A 19,654-nucleotide genomic window follows, 5' to 3' on the forward strand; every position below is an offset into this window, starting at 1 on the left:
TATTTAATTTTTAATCTTTTTTTCAGGGACTCAATGCCCCAGTTAAATTCAATAGATTTAGTACAATTCTTTTTGCAACTGAAACAAATATTGAACTGCTTTTACCAATCTGCTGCCATACCAGGAAAAGATTTCACCATCTACCAGCATCACTTTTGCATTAGGCAAGGCGTGTTGAACTTCTTCAATATGTTTTTCTTTAAAAGGATAAGGTTCTGAGGACAGAAATACCAAGTCTGGATTCAACGCAGCGAGTGTCTCCAAGTCCATTTCAGGATAACGATTTTCTTTGACCACATTATTCAGCCCATTCATCGCCAACATCTGATTGATAAAAGTATGCCTTCCTGCAAATAAATAAGGTCCTTTCCAAATCAGATAAGCTACGGATTTATTAAGGCCATTTTGTAAGGCTAAGGTTTGTAAATCATTGAAGCCTGCAGTGATCAGATGGTTGAGGTAGGCAGACTCGGGTTCCCGATCAACTAATCCCCCTATTGCTGTAATCATTTTCTTCGCGCCATCCAGGTCATAAATATCGCTCATCCATATTGGAAATTCAGCCATCAGTTCTTCGATCTGATCACGCTCATTCTCTTCCTTATTACCAATAATCAAATCCGGTTTCAAACTCCTGATCAGCTCCAGATTCAATTTCTTTGTTCCTCCAATTTTTGTCTTTTCCCGGAACTTTTCCTCAGGATGAATACAGAATTTCGTGATGCCAATCACTTCTGCATCCAGTCCCAGCTCAAACAATAATTCTGTCTGAGATGGAACAAGAGAGATGATCCTTTTGGGAGGATAATTAATAGTTATGGTACGATTAAGCTGATCTGTAAAACTGCGTTGCATTTTACAAAGATACATGCCATTCCTTAAAAATCTATTCGTATTTCAGCGCATCTACCGGGTTTGTTTTTGCGGCTTTGTAGGCCTGCCAGCTTACCGTTAAAAATGCAACCATTAGGGTTAATAGCGCCGTTAACATGAAAACATGCCAACTGATTGCTACATGATAATCAAATTTGGACAACCATTGATCCATCATCCAATAGGCAACAGGCATCGAAATGATCAAGGCAATGAGTACCAATTTCACGAAATTCAATGATAATAACTTCACAATGCCACTTACAGAAGCACCTAGTACTTTACGTACACCGATCTCTTTTGTACGTTGCTCTGCAGAAAAAGCAGATAACCCGAATAAACCTAGACAGGAAATTAAGATCGCAAGTCCACCGAACAAATTAGAGAATATGCCTAGTATCTTTTCATTTTCAAATTTTGCAGCAACCAGAGTATCTACAAACTTGATGTCGACAGGGAATTCCGGGTTAATTTCCTTTGTAATCCGACTAATCAATTCCAGGTTATCAGCTGTAGCGTTATCCGGATTCATTCGCATGATAATCACATCGCTATTCTGCGGATTAAAGCCAATCATCATCGGAAGATCTCTCTTTGCAGGATCACCCCAGGTAATGTCTTTAAACACCCCTACAACAGTTCTATTCATCCCCCAGAGTTTGATGATCTGTCCAATAGGGTCTTTTAAATTCATAGTCTTAATCGCAGTTTCGCTCAACATCAAAGCCTGATGATCTGAAGCTATTCCAGGATCAAAATCCCGACCTGATAATAATTTTATTCCATTTGTTTTAATGAAATCATAGGACGTATAAATCTGATTGAAAGGCATTCGTTTACCCGCCTCCGTCATCCCTTTCCACTCCATTCCCGAGGCATTCGAATTAGGTGTGGAAATACTTCCGGAAGATTGGCATACACTCGTTACTGCACCTGAAGCCAGTAAACGTTCCTTTAATAAATCAAATTTTGGATAAAGATTTCCCTCATGCGGCATTTCCAATAAGGAATTCAGTTCATAGCCCAGGGGTTTATCTTTAATATATTGCAGTTGCTGATAAACAATTAAAGTCCCCACAATCAACACAATTGCAAAGCTAAACTGAACCACCACCAGTACTTGTCTGAAATTTAATGAAAAGCCTGTTTTCGTATTTACCCCCTTTTTCATCGTTTGTATCGGATTAAAAGAAGAAAGGAAAAAAGCAGGGTAACTACCCGCCAATACTCCCGTTAACAAAATCAAGACAATTGCACCCAACCAGGCCAGAGGATTCGCATAATTCAATTGAAGTTCAACATCCATCAAGTGGTTAAACTTAGGCATGGCCAGTTCTATCAGGATCACCGCCAATACTACGCTCACAAACGTGAGCAATAAAGACTCCAAAAGAAACTGCCCAATCAATGATTTTCTGGAAGCTCCGATGGTCTTTTTTATACCAACTTCTTTTGCTCTCTTTTGAGACCTTGCTGTCGCAAGGTTCATAAAATTAATACAGGCAATGATTAGAATCCCTACAGCCAATGCGATTAAAAACCGTACCTGTTCAATTTTCCCACCGCTAGGAATTCCGTTTTCAAATTTCCCATACAAATGAAGCTTTACCAATGGCTGGACAAAAACAATAGGATCAACACGCTCGCTTGGCGCGTGTTGATCAATAATGTTGCTGATTTTTTCATTAAAATGCGCCACATTAACACCATTTTTCAAGGTTAATAAGGTATAAAAAGCAAAATTTCCCCAATTTGGTTTAGCAACCCAGTCATCCAGTTTTTCATATAAAGTCCAGGGTGTTAAACAATCAAATTTATAAGTGGTATTTGGCGCATGGTCTTTAACTACCCCGGTTACCTTCAGCGCTACCTGGTTTTCGTATTTCAACACTTTATTCAGCGCATCTGCAGTACCAAACAATCGTTTCGCAGTACTTTCAGTAAGGATCACAGAATTCGGATCACTAAATGCTTTATCCGGACTACCACTGATAAACTGGTAGTCAAAGATTTTTAAGATTTCAGCATCGGCATACCTACCTTCTACTTTAAAAGTGTTTTCTCCATTTGCCAGGAGGCGTTTTACAGGCCATAAAACCCTGGCAATATGATCAATTTCCGGTAGCTCTTGTTTTAAAGTTTTTGCCAGGACATTTGGTGCCTGATCGCCGGTAGCTGTCACCTGCTTGTTTTCATCAGCGAAGTTTACCATTACCTGGTAGATGTTATTCTTATAACCCCGGTCATAATTCCACTCATAGGCCACATACAATAACAACATCAAACATGCGGCAAGACCTATGGCCAGACCACTGATGTTGATCAGCGATGCCGTTTTGTTTCTCAATAAATTCCTAAGGGCAATTTTAAAGTTCAATTTAAACATCTGCGGTATGAATTAATGGTAAAACCAGTCGCATTTACGCTAATCTGGAGTTCATTTGATTTACTCAGTAAGGGAATTTGACAATGGTTAAACACCTTGCTCAACTGCAATATCTTCTTTAATTACCCCATCTAAGAGATGCAGAATCCGACTACCATATGCCGCATTAACTTCCGAATGTGTGACCTGAATAATCGTAATCCCCTCTTCTTCATTTAGTTTCTTAAACAGATCCATAATTTGAAGTGCTTGTGCGGACTGTAGATTTCCGGTAGGTTCATCTGCCAAAATAATTGAAGGCTGTGCCACTAAGGCTCTCGCAATTCCCACCAATTGTTGCTGACCTCCTGAAAGCTGGTTCGGAAATAAGTCTTTTTTAGCCACCATATTGAAACGATCCAATACATCAGCTACCCTACTTTTACGCTCTGCTCCACTAACCTTTTTGTACAACAATGGGGCTTCAATATTTTCTGCTACGGTCATCTCATCAATCAAATGATACGCCTGAAATACAAAGCCGATATGGTTTCTGTAAAGTTCAATTCGTTTTCGCTCATTGAGAGAAAGTACATCTTCCCCCATGAACTCGTATTCCCCATAAGTAGGCTCTTCCAACATCCCCAGGATATTGAGTAAAGTGGACTTCCCTGCACCGGAGGGCCCCATTATGGAAACAAACTCTCCTTGTTTGATCTCTGTACTCACATGACGAAGGATGTAACTTTTAACTCCTTTATTTGCGTAGTACTTCTCTATATTTTTAAGTGTGATCATGATATTCTTTTGGTTTTAAATTTCTTGTTATTCATATTTTAACGCGTCTATTGGATTTGTCCGCGCTGCTTTTAGTGATCGTAAGGTTACAGTAATCAGGGTAATCAGTACTGAAAGCAGCATTGCCAGAATAAAAGGCCATACGCTCAGCGCCGTTCTGTAGGCAAATCCATCCAACCATTTAGAGGCTAGAATATATGCCAGTGGCCAGGCTACCAGATTTGCGATGAGTACCATATACAAAAAAGAACGGTTTAACATTTTTACCAGTTCCATCGTAGAGGCGCCCAATACTTTTCGGATGGCTATTTCTCTGGTTTTTTGGGTAGCAATGAATGAAACCAATCCAAACAAACCAATAAAGGAGATGAAAATGATTACCCCGGCAAAAACTTTAAAAAGTACCCCCATCACCTTTTCTGTGCGGTAAAAGTTTTCTATGCTATGGTCCATAAATTCTACATCATATACCCGATCAGGAAATGTGGCATTCCACAATTGTTCTACCTCGCGCATGGTCTTATTCAACTCTGCAGGATCAACTTTTAAGGCAAGCGCATTATATTTATCGAAGTTGCTGAAAATGGCTACTGGAGAAATTGCTTCTTTGAGCGACTTGTTATTGAAATCTTTTATGACCCCAACAATAGGTGCCTCAATCCCATAAACAGATAATCTTTTTCCTATTGCATCCTCCGGGCGCAGCACGTTTAACATTTTCAATAATTTTTCATTGACCATAAACTCCTTGATCGTATCACTTTTTGACAAGCCGCGTCCGGCCAGTAGTGTCAGGTTGAAGGTTTTCAGGTAATGTTCATCTGCGTCCTTGACATTCAATTGAAACTCTTCATCTTTCCCACGATGATCAAAAGAAAAATTGATTTCATTGTTACCATTCGACAATGGTGCTGCACTGAAATAGCTACTCTCCTTAATCCCGGGTATTTGCATTATTCTTTCTCTAAAACCATTCAACTTAGCCAGGTTTAAGCTATCAGAGGGCACATCAACCACCGCAACAGACTGATGATCAAAACCCAAAGATTTTGTCCTCACAAACTCCATTTGTCTGACCACCACCAATGTGGCGATGATCAATATCGCAGTGATGGCAAATTGTAGCACCACCAATGTTTTCCTTAATCCTAACCCTCCTGCATTTGCTGCGCTGATCTTATTTTTAATGGCCAATGCCGGACTAAATCCAGAAATCACAAAAGCCGGATAAAGACCAGCAAGAAAGCTCACCAGCACCACCAATAGCAGCATAAAAATAAATATGGCGGGCTCTGAGAAAAGATGAAAAGAAACCTGGTTATCCATCAAACCTTCCATCCCCGGAATGGCCAGTTCTGTCATTATGCAAGCCAATAACAAGGCAATAACGGTGATCAAAGTAGTCTCACTTAGAAACTGCCAAACCAACTGACTGCGTCTGCTGCCCATTACTTTCCGTACACCAACTTCTTTAGATCTGCTGATTGCCTGTGCAGTAGCCAGGTTAATAAAATTGATACAGGCTGTGATCAATAGAAAAACACCAATCACCCCTAAACCAGCTAATTCTTTATAAGAAATGGTAGAAAATCTAAAATTTCCAAAACGCTCATCGTGGTGAACTTCAGTCATGGGTTGAAAAATATGGTGTTCCTTTCCAGGCCCATTCCCTGTATAATATTTATCCATGAACTTTTGCAGAGGTTGCTCGAGATCATGTGGCTTTAGGCCGGATTTTAATAACACAAAACACTCTGATCGGTTCGTGACATGTCCCCAGGCTTTTGAATCTTTGTCTGCATAGGATGCATAGGATGCCACCAGCTGAAAAGGGAAATCGCTATTTTGAGGAAAATCTTTATAAACTCCAGTGATCTTATAATCGATCTTTTTATTGAAGCTGACACTTTTTCCAATGGCATTTTGCCAGGAACCGAAATATTTTGTCGCCGTCTTTTCAGACATTGCCATCATTCCTGGAGCAGATAAAGCAGTAGCGGGTTGCCCGCTCAACCATTCAATATTGAAGATATCAAAGAATTGTGGTTCCACGTAAAAGACCTGTTCTTTTCGTTTGACATCCATATTTCCTGGAATTCCTTTTACAAAAATCACCCCATTGGTACTGCGCACTGCAGCTACCTTATCTAATTGTGAAAAGTCATTTCGTAAAGCTGGTGCCAAAGGAACAGGGACGCCATTCGAATAGAATTCTCCATCAGGATAGGTCCAGGATGAAACCACCCTAAAAATCCGGTCTTGTTGAGCATAACTATTGTCGAAACTGGTCTGAAATCTTAAAAAAAGAAAGATCAAAAGACAACTTGCCAATCCTATTGCCAATCCAACCACATTAATTGCAGTATAGCCTTTGTACTTCCAAAGGTTGCGCAGGGCGATTTTAAGGTTAAGTCTAAACATAACTGAGATTTTTATTATTCGTATTTTAAAGCGTCAACAGGGTTGGCTTTCACTGCTTTTCTTGACTGAAAACTAACCGTAAGTAAGGTCAGCAGGATGCTGATCAAACCGACCACAATAAATGGCAACACTGGCATATCAATTCTAAAGGCGAAAGTTTCCAGCCATCTTTGTGCGGCGATATAAGCAATAGGCCAACCGATGAGGTTAGCTACCAACACAATCCGAACAAAGAAAGTATTCAGCAAACTGAGGATACTAAAATCCGTAGCTCCCAATACCTTTCTGATCGAAATCTCTTTCATCCTGGCACTCACAGTAAAGGCTGAAAATGCGAAAAGACCGAGTGTAGCGATGAAAATCGTGAGCATCGCAGCACCATAAAAAACGGCCTGTAACTGCTCTTGTTTCTTAAACAACCGCCCGTACAATTCATCTACAAATTCATATCTGAAGTCGTCGCTGTCCATTTTATTCATATCCTTCCAGCCTGATTTTAACGCCGCCAAAACTCCTGCCATACGGTCAGCATCAATATTGACCATCAACTTCATTTTACCGTTAGCACATTCACTTTTAACCGTATAAACTGTGGGTTCCACCGCCGATTCAAAGCCTTGCATTTTGGCATTCTGGATGACCCCGACAATGCGATAATCCATATCACAACCACGAATCGTCTTTCCTACGGGATGTGTAAGACCATAGGCCGCCACCGCAGCTTCGTTTAACACAATTCCATTTTCTGCATCTGCAGGATAAGTTTTCGAGAAAAACCGACCGTCTTTGAGTTTCAATCCAAGGGTTTCAAAATAGTCGAAATCTACATGAATAATGTCCATTCCCAATTCCTTACCCTCCATAGTGTAACTAACTCTTCCTGGACGGGAACCATCAGGAACGTCGGAAGCCACTGTAAAAGAATTAACACCGGGGATTTCCATGACCCGGGCTTTCATATTTTCAAAATAGTTTCGATCAAACCAGACCATACTTTTGATGTAGACCACCTGTCCGGATTTGAAACCAGTATCTTCTGTGCGCATATATTTCAGCTGACTACTCACAATCAGTAATCCGGTCATGAAAATAATGGCAATAGCAAACTGAGTCACCAATAGCGCATTTCTCAACCATAACGTCTTATAGCTCGTTTGAAGATTCCCCTTTAATACCGATACCGGTTTAAACCCTGACAAGATTAATGCAGGATAAATACCGGAAATTAAGGTAATGATCAACAATACCAATGGGAGTTGCCAGGCCAGCTCATAGTTGTCTTTCCATATTGAAAATGAAACACTAAAGACATCATTAAATAATGGCAAAAACAATTCGGCAAGCACCATCGCGATAACCAATGCCAGCAGACACTGCATAAATATTTCCATCAGAAACTGGAACATCAAATTGATGCGATAAGCCCCCAACACCTTTTTCACGCCTACTTCTTTCGCTCTCTTATTTGTTTGCGCAATCGTTAGGTTGGTGAAATTGATGCAGGCTATCACCATAACCAATATGGTAAGTACCGACAATGCCATCACAATTTTATAATTGGTATTGTTCCCGGCAACAGGTCTTAAATGTAGGTTATCCAAAGGATCTAAAAAGATACCAGATTTATCAGTAGCCTTGACATCGGCAGTCCCGCTTTCAAGATTGGCTGCCAACTTCTCTTTTTTCATTTCTTCTTTGAAAACAGCATCCACCTTTTTCTGTAGCAGATCAAGATCAGTACCTTGTTTAACCGCAATATAAGTAGCATAATTATAGGCAGTAGGATCCTGATCTTTCCCAACATCCGCAGTAATGATTAAAGCATCAAAAGTCAGATTTGAATGTGCAGAGTTGTGGTTGATGATTCCTGTAACATCACCAGATTGGGCTGCATTTAATGGGCCAATGCTCACCCTCGCAGGGAACGCAGGTGTTTTCTTTGGGAACATGGTCGAAATAAATTCTTTCGGCATATACACATTAAGGGCATCTCCTATTGGCTTAATCAGCCCTCCTTCTGGTTCAATATGAAACATTTTAGCTAAGCTATAATCTATAGAAAGCACATTTTTTCCATATACACGGCCATCAGGAGTACTGAATGCAAATTCAAAATCAGTTTTCCTGCTTCTACCCACACTTTCAATCTCCGGAATGGCTTCCTTCATCGCTTTAGCCATGGATAAAGAAGTATAAGTCGTTTTTCTGTCAGGTAATATTCTTCCTACCTGATAGATCTGTTTATAGTTAGGAATATTATGGTCAAAGCTGGTTTCAAAGCGCACATAAATGGCGACTAAAATAAAAGCAGCCAATGCAATTGCCAATCCGCCTATGTTTATGGCAGTATAAACCTTATTTTTCCAAAGGTTACGAAAGGCGATTTTTAGATTGAGTCTGAACATAGTTTATTCGTATTTAAGGGCATCAACAGGATTTGCTTTCGCCACCTTCATCGATTGTATGGAGACTGTAAACAAGGCGATCAGCAGGGATAAAACAATGGCAATGGCAAAGGGAATTAAGGAAATACCCACCCGGAATTCATATTTAGAAAGCCATTTATTTATGACAATGTAAGCGATAGGAAAGGCAATTAAATTGGCAATGATGACCAGTTTAATAAAGTCTTTGTTGAGCAAAGTGAGGATATGAAGCGTATTTGCCCCCAATACTTTTCTGATACTGATTTCTTTTTTGCGTTGTTCGGCCATGAATAGCGTCAGTCCCAATAGTCCAAGACAAGAAATAAAGACGGCGAAACCACCAAACCAATTGGCCAGGGTACCCAGTTGTTTTTCATTATTGAACTTCGCTTCCATACTGTCGCTCAGAAAAGTAATTTCAGCTGGATAATCAGGATTGATCTCCTTTATGATGGCTCTCATTTCCTCCATAGAAGAACTGATATTTTGCGCAGGATTTAAACGCATGGCCATCACTCCATCCCCAACCTGCTCATTCCTGATCAGCATAGGTGCGGCACTTTGGTAAGGATTGTCCATTACAAAGTCTTTCATTACACCAATTACTGTCAATTGATCATCACCAAAATTAATCAACGACCCAATCGGTTTTGTGAGCCCCATCGCTTTAACCGCAGCCTCATTGATCACTACATTCGTAGAATCATTGAAACGGGGCGAAAAATCTCTGCCCATCAGTAAATCTGAACCAAGTGTAGCGGCAAAATCATAATAAGCATACCTGATATTGAACATGATTTTTTCCTCTGGGTTTTTCGTTGGCCAACTCACATCGATCGTATTGTTACCACCCTGACTCAGGCTTCGACTAAAAGTACTCACATGACTTACTGCACCTGATTTCAGCAATTTATCGCGAAGCAAGATTACTTTTGAGGCCTCTCCCAATACACCTTCAATAGGAATTTCTACCAATCCATTTTTATCATAGCCAATAGGTTTGTTTTTGATAAAAGTAAGCTGTTGATAAATTACTGCGGTACAAATGATCAGACTGGAAGCAAAGACAAACTGGAAGACCACCAATACTTTTCTTATAGATAAGGAGGCGCCTCCCACCCTGCTGAACCCCTTTAATACTTTTATCGGTTCAAAAGAAGATAGATAAAATGCTGGATAACTGCCGGCAATAAAACCGGTAAACAGCGTTAGTCCCAGCAATACAGACCAGAATTTCCAATCGATATAATTGATAGTCAGCGTTGTATTTAACAATCCATTAAAATAAGGAAGGCTAATTTCGATGAGGATAAAAGCGACGATCATCGCAAAAAAAGCAAGTAACATAGACTCCAGCATAAACTGTCCAATCAGTGATTTTCTTGCGGCACCAATAGCCTTTCTCACGCCAACTTCTTTTGCTCTCTTTTCTGATCTTGCAGTAGAAAGGTTCATGAAATTGATACAGGCAATCAATAAAATACAAAAAGCGAGGATAAAGAAAATCTTAAGCGTATCTATCTTACCACCAACAGATTTCCCATTTTCAAATTGATCATATAAATGCCATTTTGAAATCGGGTGTATGGAACCAGTATTATCATTGCCTTTCTGATTTCTTTTGAAAATACCACTGAACAATGCATTAATCTTTTCAAAAGAACTATTGTCCCGCAATTGAAGTACCGTTAAGCAGTGACCATTTCCCCAACCTGCTCTTTTAACCCAAGGATTTGTTTGCTCATACATTCCCCATGATACCAGGTAATCAAACTGAATACTGCTGTTATGTGGTACATCTTCCATAACTCCTTCTACAGTTAGTAACTCTTTACCACTTAGTTTAACTGTTTTATGGATTGGATCTTCGTTCCCAAACAGAATCTTAGCGAACTTTTCGGTAAGAATGATCCCATTCGGAGATTTCAATACCTGATCTTTATTTCCTTTAATCATTTTATAAGGAAAGATTTTAAGGAAGGCGGGATCAGCAAATACACCGGGCTTCTTGAAAGATTTATCCAGATTGGTAATCAAAAGTTCCTGAGGGTAAGTAGAATGGGAAGCATAAGCGACTTCTGGCATTGTGCTGGTCAGGTACGGTGCCATAATTGCAGAGGTCCAGGCATAACTCACCAGATCATCGGCGTTCTTTACATGGCTATACACCACATAAGTACGATCGTTACCTTCAGTATATTTATCGTAACTCCATTCGTAAGCTACATACAACAACAACAGCATACAACTGGCCAGACCAATGGCAAGGCCACCTACATTGATCAGGGTATAAGCTTTGTTTTTCCAAAGGTTTCGTATTGCGATTTTAAGGTTTAGTTTGAACATCTTCCTGGAGCTATTGTGTTAAATTAATTCTTCTGTACGGGTCTTGTTAATCTTCTCAGAGATCACATGTCCATCTTTTAAATTGATGATGCGGTTAGAGAAACTGGCATCATGTGAGGAGTGAGTTACCATCACAATGGTGGTTCCTGTTTCATTTAGCTCGCATAACAATTCCATCACTTCATTACCATGAGAACTGTCCAGGTTACCAGTAGGCTCATCGGCAAGCACCAATTTAGGTTTGGTAACTAAAGCTCTGGCAACTGCTACTCTTTGTTGTTGTCCACCGGAAAGTTGCTGCGGAAAGTGCCCACTCCTGTTTACAATATTCATCCTTTCGATGATCTCATTAACCAAGCGCTTGCGCTCTGCTGCTGCTACTTTGTTATAAATTAATGGCAGTTCAATGTTTTCGAAAACGGTCAGTTCATCAATCAGGTTAAAGTTCTGAAACACAAAACCCATGTTGCGTTTCCTGAAATTAGAGCGCTCTTTATCGTTTAGTTTCAACAATTCTGTATCTATGAATTTGTAGCTTCCACTTTCAGGTTTATCCAATAAACCCATCACATTTAAGAGGGTAGATTTACCACATCCTGATGGTCCCATAATGGATACAAATTCTCCTTCTTTAACATGTAGGTTGATTCCATTTAAAGCAGTGGTTTCAATTTCTTCAGTTTTATAGACTTTCTCCAGGTTTTCAATTTTTATCATGGCTATATTTTTTCAGGTTATTTACTTACTTCTACAATATCGTACTGATTGAACTGGTCGTATGAAGAAGTAATCACCTCTTCACCTTTTTGTAATCCTTCCAATACTTCATAGTATTTATGGTTTTTACGACCGATTTTCACATTTCTCTTGCTGGCTTTACCGTCTTTTAAAACGAATACCCAGGTACCGCCGGTGCTTTGGAAAAACTGTCCCTGTGCAATCAGGAGCGACTTACTATTATCAGATAGCGTTAATTTCACTTGCATCGACAAACCTCTTCTTAAGTCTTCCGGTGATTTGCCATCAAAGACCAGTTCCACCTGAAACTGCCCGGCAGTAACTTCAGGAATTACTTTTCTGACCAGCAATTTATAAGTATTTCCATTGAATTCTACATTAGCAGTTTGTCCTTCTTTCACCCTGTTCACATAATATTCGTCTACACTGGCTTGAAGTTTATACCCTTGCAACACATCAATTTTACCCAGCATTTCATTAGGACTATAAGACTTACCTATGACCGGATCGTAAGAGGAGAGACGACCAGCCACAGGTGCCTTAATAGTCATATTTTCTATATTTTGTCGGATGGTCTCCAGACTTTCATTCATTCTGCCAATAGAGATATCAATTTGTTTCAATTGCATCACCCTACCCTGATTTTCCTGTTTGATGGCTTGTCTTAAAATCCCTCTTCTGCCCTGAAAATATTCATAATCCTGACTAGAGGTATTGAATTCTTCTCTTGTGATCACACTCTTCTTGAATAAGGCGCTATCTATTTTGTATTTACGGGTTGCAGTTCTCAAACTGTTTTCAATATCCATCATATCCTGCCCCATTACACGTTGGTTTTGCTCCAGATCTAATCTCAGCTTTCTCAATTGATTGATCTGTTCAGTGATGCTGGTTTCGCTGGCGGTATAATTCGATAAAGCATTTGGATTGGCGATTCTCAACAAAGGAGTTCCTTTTACAACCGATGCTCCATTTTCTGTATAGATCTCTGCAACAGTTCCACCTTCTGGCGAACTCACAATTACAGAGGTCAAAGGAACCACACTGGCATTCAATAAAACCACATCTTCGAAATCACCGAAAGACACCTGGTTGATCGTTAGCTTTTCTGCATCCGCTTTGTACACCTTGTTTAGCGACAAGCTATATCCGTAAGCTACCAGGCTTACCAAAACAACTGCCCCTACAATAGTTAGTATCGTTTTTTTATTGAATCGTTTTTTCTGTATGATCTTATCCATTTTTGTATTGCGCTTATTGCTGAGCCATAAGCCAAGGCTGTGCCAATCCCATTAAACACTTTTATCACACTAATTATCAGGCAATTAAGTCAAACTAGTATTAAAAAGCGTTCATAATCGGACAGTAGCTGTACAGCATCGAACAGTTTCTTTTATTTTTGTTCGTAATGAGGTAGGAAAGGAATCTATAGATTCCCATGGCGGGCCAGAGAATATAGAAAAGCTTAAATTCATACCATAATGATAGATGCCAATGTTTTAGTAATTGATGATGATGACGACATCTTACTAAGTGCCCGATTGTTTCTAAAGCAACATTTCAGTCAGGTGATCACCTGTAAATCACCAAAAGAAATCAATGTATTGCTGAGTCATAATGAAGTAGACTTGATTTTACTGGATATGAACTATCAAAAAGGTGCTAGTGATGGCCGTGAAGGGTTATACTGGCTCGAGCATATCTTATCCATAGATAAAGATTATGTGGTGATCCTGATGACTGCTTATGGAAATGTGGAGTTAGCCGTACAGGCCATCAAGAAAGGCGCGACAGATTTCATCCTTAAACCATGGGAAAATGAAAAACTGTTTGCTACACTTTCTTCTGCTTCAAGATTAAGACAGTCTAATAAGAAAGTAAAGAAACTGGAAAAAATTCACTCTTCTTTGCAAAAAGACCAGGCCAGGCAATTTGAACATATCGTAGGAAATTCTGCACCGATCAAACATTTACAAAACACCTTAATAAAGGTTGCACCAACTGATGCCAACGTGCTGATTTTGGGCGAAAATGGAACGGGGAAACAGGTATTTGCCTACGAACTTCATAAGCATTCGTTAAGGAAAAACGCGATCTTCATGCACGTTGACCTTGGCTCTCTGAATGAGAATCTTTTTGAAAGTGAGCTATTTGGCTATGCAAAAGGTGCTTTTACAGATGCAAAAGAAGATAAGCCCGGCAGATTTGAGCTTGCCGAAGGGGGAACGATATTTCTTGATGAGATCGGGAATTTGTCTCAGCCATTGCAAGCAAAACTATTGAGCGTACTACAAAACAGAACGGTTACCAGGCTTGGAGAAAGTAAAGAAAGAAAGGTAAATGTAAGGTTGATTACCGCCACCAATATGCCTTTAAATGAAATGGTGGCCAAGGGGACTTTCCGACAGGATTTACTCTTCCGCATCAATACCGTGGAATTGTTATTACCCGGATTGGCGCAACGTGGCGAAGACATCACGCTGTTGGCAAATCATTTCCTACATAGTTTCAGCACTAAATACCATAAAAACCTGTACAAATTTGAGCCAAAAGCAGAAAGCATGTTACTCGGCTATCACTGGCCGGGAAATGTACGGGAGTTACAACACGTGGTTGAGCGTGCAGTAATTATGGCGGATGGAATGGAGATTTCTACACATGATTTACAGCTGAGTCCGCAGAAATTTGGTGGCAGTACCCAGATCCAGCCTGAAATGGGATTAGAGGAAATGGAGAAATTGATGGTTCAAAAAGCGATCGATAAACATAAGGGAAATATCTCCAGAGCTGCACTGGAATTGGGCCTCACCCGTGCCGCACTTTATCGACGCATAGAAAAGTTTGACCTATGACCTTTTATAACCGATTTACCTTCCGCCTGCTCTACCGATTGGTTTTAATCAATGTAATGGCTATTCTGTTGTTTCATTTGATAAAAAACACAGAACTTTGGTTTACGATTTCCGGTCTGACTATTCTTTTGATCACTGCGGTAATGAACCTGTATTTCTATATCAACCAAATCAGGGAAGACATCAAACGCTTTATCCTTGCCGTAAAAACCCGTGACAGCACTTTAAACTTCAGAAATAAAGCCACAAAAGGAAGTTTCCCGGAGCTTTACGAATCGTTCAACGACATCATCCAGACGCAAAAAGATATGCAACTGGAAAAAGATTCCATGTTTCAGCTGATCAAAACCATATTAGAACAAGTGCCGGTAGGTGTGATTGTGGTCAAAGACAATGAGCAGGATGCCAGACAGGCAGAAATTGTGTTCTTCAACCAGGCTGCGACTAGCTTACTAGGTATTCCCTCCTATAAATACTGGCATCGATTGGCGCAGCACAGTCCGCAGTTTGCTAAAGAAATTGAGAATATCGGTAAGGGAGGAAAACGCTTTATGGAATTAAAAATCCAGGATAAACTGATCCAGCTTTCCACAGAAGTAATCCCTTTGAACCTTTACCTGACAGATTACACCATCATTTCTTTCCAGAATATCAAAGACGAGATTGAGCAAAAGGAATCGGAAGCATGGAACCGCTTGATCGGTGTGATTTCTCATGAAATCCTGAATTCTATTACCCCGATCAGTTCATTATCTGATACTGTAAACAGCATGATCGCTGATAAAGAATCCTTGAACCATGAAGACCTAGAGGATTTAAAACCAGCTATAAAAACAATCAAAAGAAGATCTGAAGGCCTGTTAGACTTTGTAAAGGATTATCGTCTGATTGCAGAGTTACCCACTCCAGATTTGGAGTACCATACCATCGGGGAAATCTTACAACACATAAAAGTATTGATGCAGCCATTTGCCAACGGCAGAAACATCATGCTTAAAGTAGAGCAAACTTCTTCCAAGATCACCATTCAAATAGATTTAAAATTAGTGGAGCAGGCATTGATCAACCTGGTTACGAATAGTATATATGCACTGGATGGAGTGGAACATCCGGTCATAGAAATCAATTACCGCTTAGACCAGAATAAGCTTTACCTGGAAGTAAGTGACAACGGAAAAGGAATTGATAGCGAATTAATTGAAAAGATCTTTGTCCCTTTCTTTACCACTAGAAAGAACGGTTCTGGTATCGGTCTCACCATCACTAGAAATATAATGAAAATGCACCATGGAAGTCTGGAGGTGAACTCTATTCCTTTCGAAAAGACCGTCTTCTCTTTAATCTTCCGATATCAATAAAACTCCGTGTTTCGAGTTCCATAAAAAAAGCTTTGTAAGGACAATTTATCCTGACAAAGCTTTTTCATTTTATATTAAGTCAATGTGTTTTTACTGATGATTTTAAATTACGGTACCATCAGGAATCACAGCTCCTTTTTTAACCACTACAATACCATCTTTAACAGTATACAAGGAATGATCGCTATCTGGGAGGTGTGCCCCACCGATAATCTGAACATCATTACCAATTCTACAATTCTTATCCAGAATCGCATTGGTAATGGTACAATTGTCGCCGATTCCGATCCATGGCTTTTTATTCTCCAGGTCCATTTCCAAATCTTCCAATACCTGATACTTATCACTGCCCATAATATAACAGCTGTCTATCGTGGTGCCTTTACCTATTCTGGCACGAATACCAATCACAGAATGCTTGATACATTTGGCATGTAAAATACAACCTTCGGCAATAATGGTTTTATCTAATGTGGTACCCAATATCTTGGAGGGAGGCAGCATCCTTGCACGGGTAAAAATGCTATGCTTACTATCAAAAAGATTGAATTTAGGCAGGTCATCTGTGAGGCCAAGATTTGCTTCAAAGAAAGAAGATATATTTCCGATATCAGTCCAATACCCTTCATACTGATAGCTCAACACATGATTCGATGTTAATAATCGCGGAATGATTTCTTTCCCAAAGTCCTTTTCATCTGCATTCTCTGCGAAAATCTTTATCAATAGGTCTCTGTTAAAGATATAAATACCCATAGAAGCCAGGTGTTCACGTCCTTCTGCACGCATTTCTTCTCCAGTATCAGAAGTCCATTCGTCCAAAAGTTCTGCTGCTGGTTTTTCAATAAATGAGGTGATGATATTGTCCGAATTGGCTTTCAAAATCCCAAAGTCTGGCGCTTCTTTGGCTGTTACCGGAATCGTCGCCAAAGTAATTTGCACTCCACTTTCAATATGAGCATTCACCATTTTATTGAAATCCATTTGATACAACTGGTCACCTGATAAGATGAGTACATATTCAAATTCATGGTTCAGCAAATGGTGCATCACTTGTCTAACGGCATCGGCAGTTCCCTGAAACCAGGTCGGATTATCAGGAGTTTGTTCGGCCGCCAGAATGTCTACAAAAGCAGCGCTAAAATGGCTGAAATGATAGGTGTTCTTAATGTGCTTATTCAGCGATGCAGAATTAAACTGCGTGAGTACAAACATTCGGTGAATGCCTGAATTTAAACAGTTAGAAATAGGAATATCGACCAATCTGTATTTTCCCGCAATAGGAACAGCAGGCTTGGATCGCGTTTGTGTTAGTGGGGAAAGCCTTGATCCCTGGCCACCACCGAGGATGACGCCTAATACTTTATCAGTCATAAATATTCAGTTTATATGTGGTACAAATCAATATATTGTTGTGCCGCTCTATCCCATGAGTGGTCTAATTGCATCATATACTTACGGATTTCTTTCAGTTGCTCCTGATTCTGATACAGTTCATAAGCTCTACCAATCGCATGTCCTACGTCCCAAACACTGGTCTGATCGTGACAAATCCCAAAACCTCCATCACCTATATCTACCACCGTATCTTTTAATCCTCCAATCCTACGGACAATAGGAACAGTTCCATAACGTAAGGCATACATCTGATTCAGTCCACATGGCTCTACTCTACTTGGCATCAGCAAAAAGTCGGCCCCAGCATAAATCTGGTGTGATAACTGTTCATTGTAACCAATATACGTATTATAATTCCCTGTAAAAGCGTCTTTGAGTTGCATCAATCGACCTTCTACCTGTGGATCACCAGATCCTAATACCAGTACATTAATTGCGCCATTTGCTTTTGATAACGCATTATAAAAAATTTCCGGCAAGAGATCGGCCCCCTTTTCTCCTACTAAGCGCCCTATAAAAGTAAAGAGTGGCTTTTCAGGGTCCAAGTTAAACACCCGACATAAAGCTGCTTTATTAGCCTTCTTTCCATTTTCTACCGTACGTACCGTATATTTTTTTTCCAGCATAGGATCCTGCTGCGGATCCCATACTTCATTGTCTATTCCATTTAAAATACCTACTGATTTGGAGCGTTCCTGAGCAAGTAGGTCTTCCAGTCCATTGGCTTTAAAACTGATTTCTTCCAAATAGCTCGGGGATACTGTCGTTACTCTCCATGCACACTTAATAGCCGCAGCCAATGGATTTATTGATCCTTTCCAGTCTAACTGCCCGGATTTCCATAAATCAAATGGCGGTAGGTAATGAAGTTTATCCCAGCCAAACTGTCCCTGATACTGTGCATTATGAATGGTAAGAACCGTAGGCACATGACTTAACTTCTTAAACTGATGCCCATATGCCATCATAAAAGGAACTAATCCGGTATGGTGATCATGACAGTGAATGACATCTGGCTTATGCTCCCATTGCGTGATCCAATCCAATACGGCAATCTGATAAGCTAAAAAACGCTCTGTATCATCGTCATAACCGTAAACATTTGGACGGTCCATTAACCCGGAAATATGAACGAGGTATAAATCAAAGCCCAATTTATTGGTTAACTCCCTAAATATCCTGACTGGAAAATCATGAAAGCCCAACTTTCCCCATCCATCATAGACCACCTCAAACTCATTTTCCTGCATAAATTTGGTCTGATAGGCGGGCATTACCACTTTAGCAACATGGCCAAGCTTGTTCTGATATTTCGGCAAAGCGCCAACTACATCGCCTAAACCACCTACTTTAGCAATAGGGTAACATTCTGCACTCAGGTGGATAATCTCCATAATTTTCAAGGGGTTAAAAAGTATCTTAAAATAGGTAATACAAGGTGAAAAGGCAATTATTCCTGCAAATAATTTTACTTAAAAAATTTTGCTGTTCGAGCCTGAAATCTTTTGCGCTGAAGGGCGCAAAATTTTCTAGGTCTCTCCACAGCAATAATTTTTTAACAGGAGCAAAATTAAGGCAGGAGATACTTGTGGAAAGGGAAGCTGAACTGGATGCTTAAAGGGAAGGGAAAAAGGAAAGTTGAGACAAAATTCTAGTGAAGAGGGAGGCTGAAACAAAATGCTAGTGGAGGGGGAGGCTGAACAGGATGCTTAAAGGGAAGGGACTAAGGAAAGTTGAGACAAAATTCTAGTGAAGAGGGAGGCTGAAACAAAATGCTAGTGAAGAGGGAAGCTGAACTGGATGCTTAAAGGGAAGGGACTAAGGAAAGTTAAGACAAAATGCTAGTGAAGAGGGAGGCTGAACAGGATGCTTAAAGGGAATGGACTAAGGAAAGTTGAGACAAAATGCTAGTGAAGAGGGAAACTGAACTGGATGCTAGAGGAAAAGCATCAGGAAAGTCTTGTACTGTTGTTGGCAGGATTAATAAAAAAAAAGAAGCGTTCTAAGAAAAGGTATAGAAAATTTTGTGCCCTTCAGCGCAAAAGATTTCAACCTTTTATTAGTAATGCTTCTTTTTTT

Annotated in this window: 12 protein-coding genes; 2 read left to right on the forward strand and 10 right to left on the reverse strand. The window is 39.9% G+C overall.

Annotated features, from left to right (window positions below; translation table 11 throughout):
- Positions 1–57: 57 nt before the first annotated feature.
- The 8 genes from R2S10_RS09295 to R2S10_RS09330 all read right to left on the reverse strand — a co-directional run bounded on the left by R2S10_RS09295 (position 58) and on the right by R2S10_RS09330 (position 13,208).
- On the reverse strand, positions 58–855 hold the full coding sequence (locus R2S10_RS09295; protein WP_316840168.1) for a helical backbone metal receptor: 798 nt from the start codon (positions 853–855) through the stop codon (positions 58–60).
- A 31-nt stretch (positions 856–886) separates the two neighbouring features.
- Entirely contained in the window at positions 887–3,259 is a 2,373-nt protein-coding gene (locus R2S10_RS09300; RefSeq protein ID WP_316840169.1) for an ABC transporter permease, read from the reverse strand.
- An 87-nt stretch (positions 3,260–3,346) separates the two neighbouring features.
- Positions 3,347–4,036 (reverse strand): ABC transporter ATP-binding protein, encoded by a 690-nt coding sequence (locus R2S10_RS09305; RefSeq protein ID WP_316840170.1) that lies wholly within the window; start codon positions 4,034–4,036, stop codon positions 3,347–3,349.
- Positions 4,037–4,063: 27 nt separating this feature from the next.
- A complete protein-coding gene (locus tag R2S10_RS09310; RefSeq protein ID WP_316840171.1) occupies positions 4,064–6,457 on the reverse strand; it encodes an ABC transporter permease in 2,394 nt (797 codons plus the stop codon).
- Between the two features lie 14 nt (positions 6,458–6,471).
- Positions 6,472–8,862: an ABC transporter permease gene (locus tag R2S10_RS09315; RefSeq protein ID WP_316840172.1), complete on the reverse strand. Its 2,391-nt coding sequence runs from the start codon at positions 8,860–8,862 to the stop codon at positions 6,472–6,474.
- Between the two features lie 3 nt (positions 8,863–8,865).
- Complete coding sequence (locus R2S10_RS09320) at positions 8,866–11,229, reverse strand: ABC transporter permease (protein WP_316840173.1); 2,364 nt, start codon at positions 11,227–11,229, stop codon at positions 8,866–8,868.
- An 18-nt stretch (positions 11,230–11,247) separates the two neighbouring features.
- Entirely contained in the window at positions 11,248–11,946 is a 699-nt protein-coding gene (locus R2S10_RS09325; RefSeq protein WP_316840174.1) for an ABC transporter ATP-binding protein, read from the reverse strand.
- 17 nt (positions 11,947–11,963) lie between these two features.
- Complete coding sequence (locus R2S10_RS09330; protein WP_316840175.1) at positions 11,964–13,208, reverse strand: efflux RND transporter periplasmic adaptor subunit; 1,245 nt, start codon at positions 13,206–13,208, stop codon at positions 11,964–11,966.
- Between the two features lie 240 nt (positions 13,209–13,448).
- Here R2S10_RS09330 and R2S10_RS09335 point away from each other — a divergent pair, with 240 nt between their 5' ends.
- Together R2S10_RS09335 and R2S10_RS09340 are read left to right on the forward strand one after the other, a co-directional pair.
- Positions 13,449–14,819 carry a sigma-54 dependent transcriptional regulator gene (locus tag R2S10_RS09335; protein ID WP_316840176.1) on the forward strand — a complete coding sequence of 457 codons (1,371 nt, stop codon included), beginning with the start codon at positions 13,449–13,451 and terminating at the stop codon, positions 14,817–14,819.
- Positions 14,816–16,177 (forward strand): sensor histidine kinase, encoded by a 1,362-nt coding sequence (locus tag R2S10_RS09340; protein ID WP_316840177.1) that lies wholly within the window; start codon positions 14,816–14,818, stop codon positions 16,175–16,177. Before R2S10_RS09335 ends, R2S10_RS09340 begins: the two co-directional genes overlap by 4 nt.
- A gap of 102 nt (positions 16,178–16,279) precedes the next feature.
- On the opposite strand, the gene R2S10_RS09345 is transcribed toward R2S10_RS09340, so the two are convergent.
- The gene (locus tag R2S10_RS09345; protein WP_316840178.1) at positions 16,280–17,551 is read right to left on the reverse strand and encodes a glucose-1-phosphate adenylyltransferase; all 1,272 of its coding nucleotides are present in this window, start codon (positions 17,549–17,551) and stop codon (positions 16,280–16,282) included.
- 11 nt (positions 17,552–17,562) lie between these two features.
- Entirely contained in the window at positions 17,563–18,969 is a 1,407-nt protein-coding gene (locus R2S10_RS09350) for a glycogen synthase (RefSeq protein ID WP_316840179.1), read from the reverse strand.
- Positions 18,970–19,654 lie beyond the last annotated feature (685 nt).

It is taken from the genome of Pedobacter gandavensis (assembly GCF_032678745.1).
Taxonomy (GTDB): Bacteria; Bacteroidota; Bacteroidia; order Sphingobacteriales; family Sphingobacteriaceae; genus Pedobacter; species Pedobacter gandavensis_C.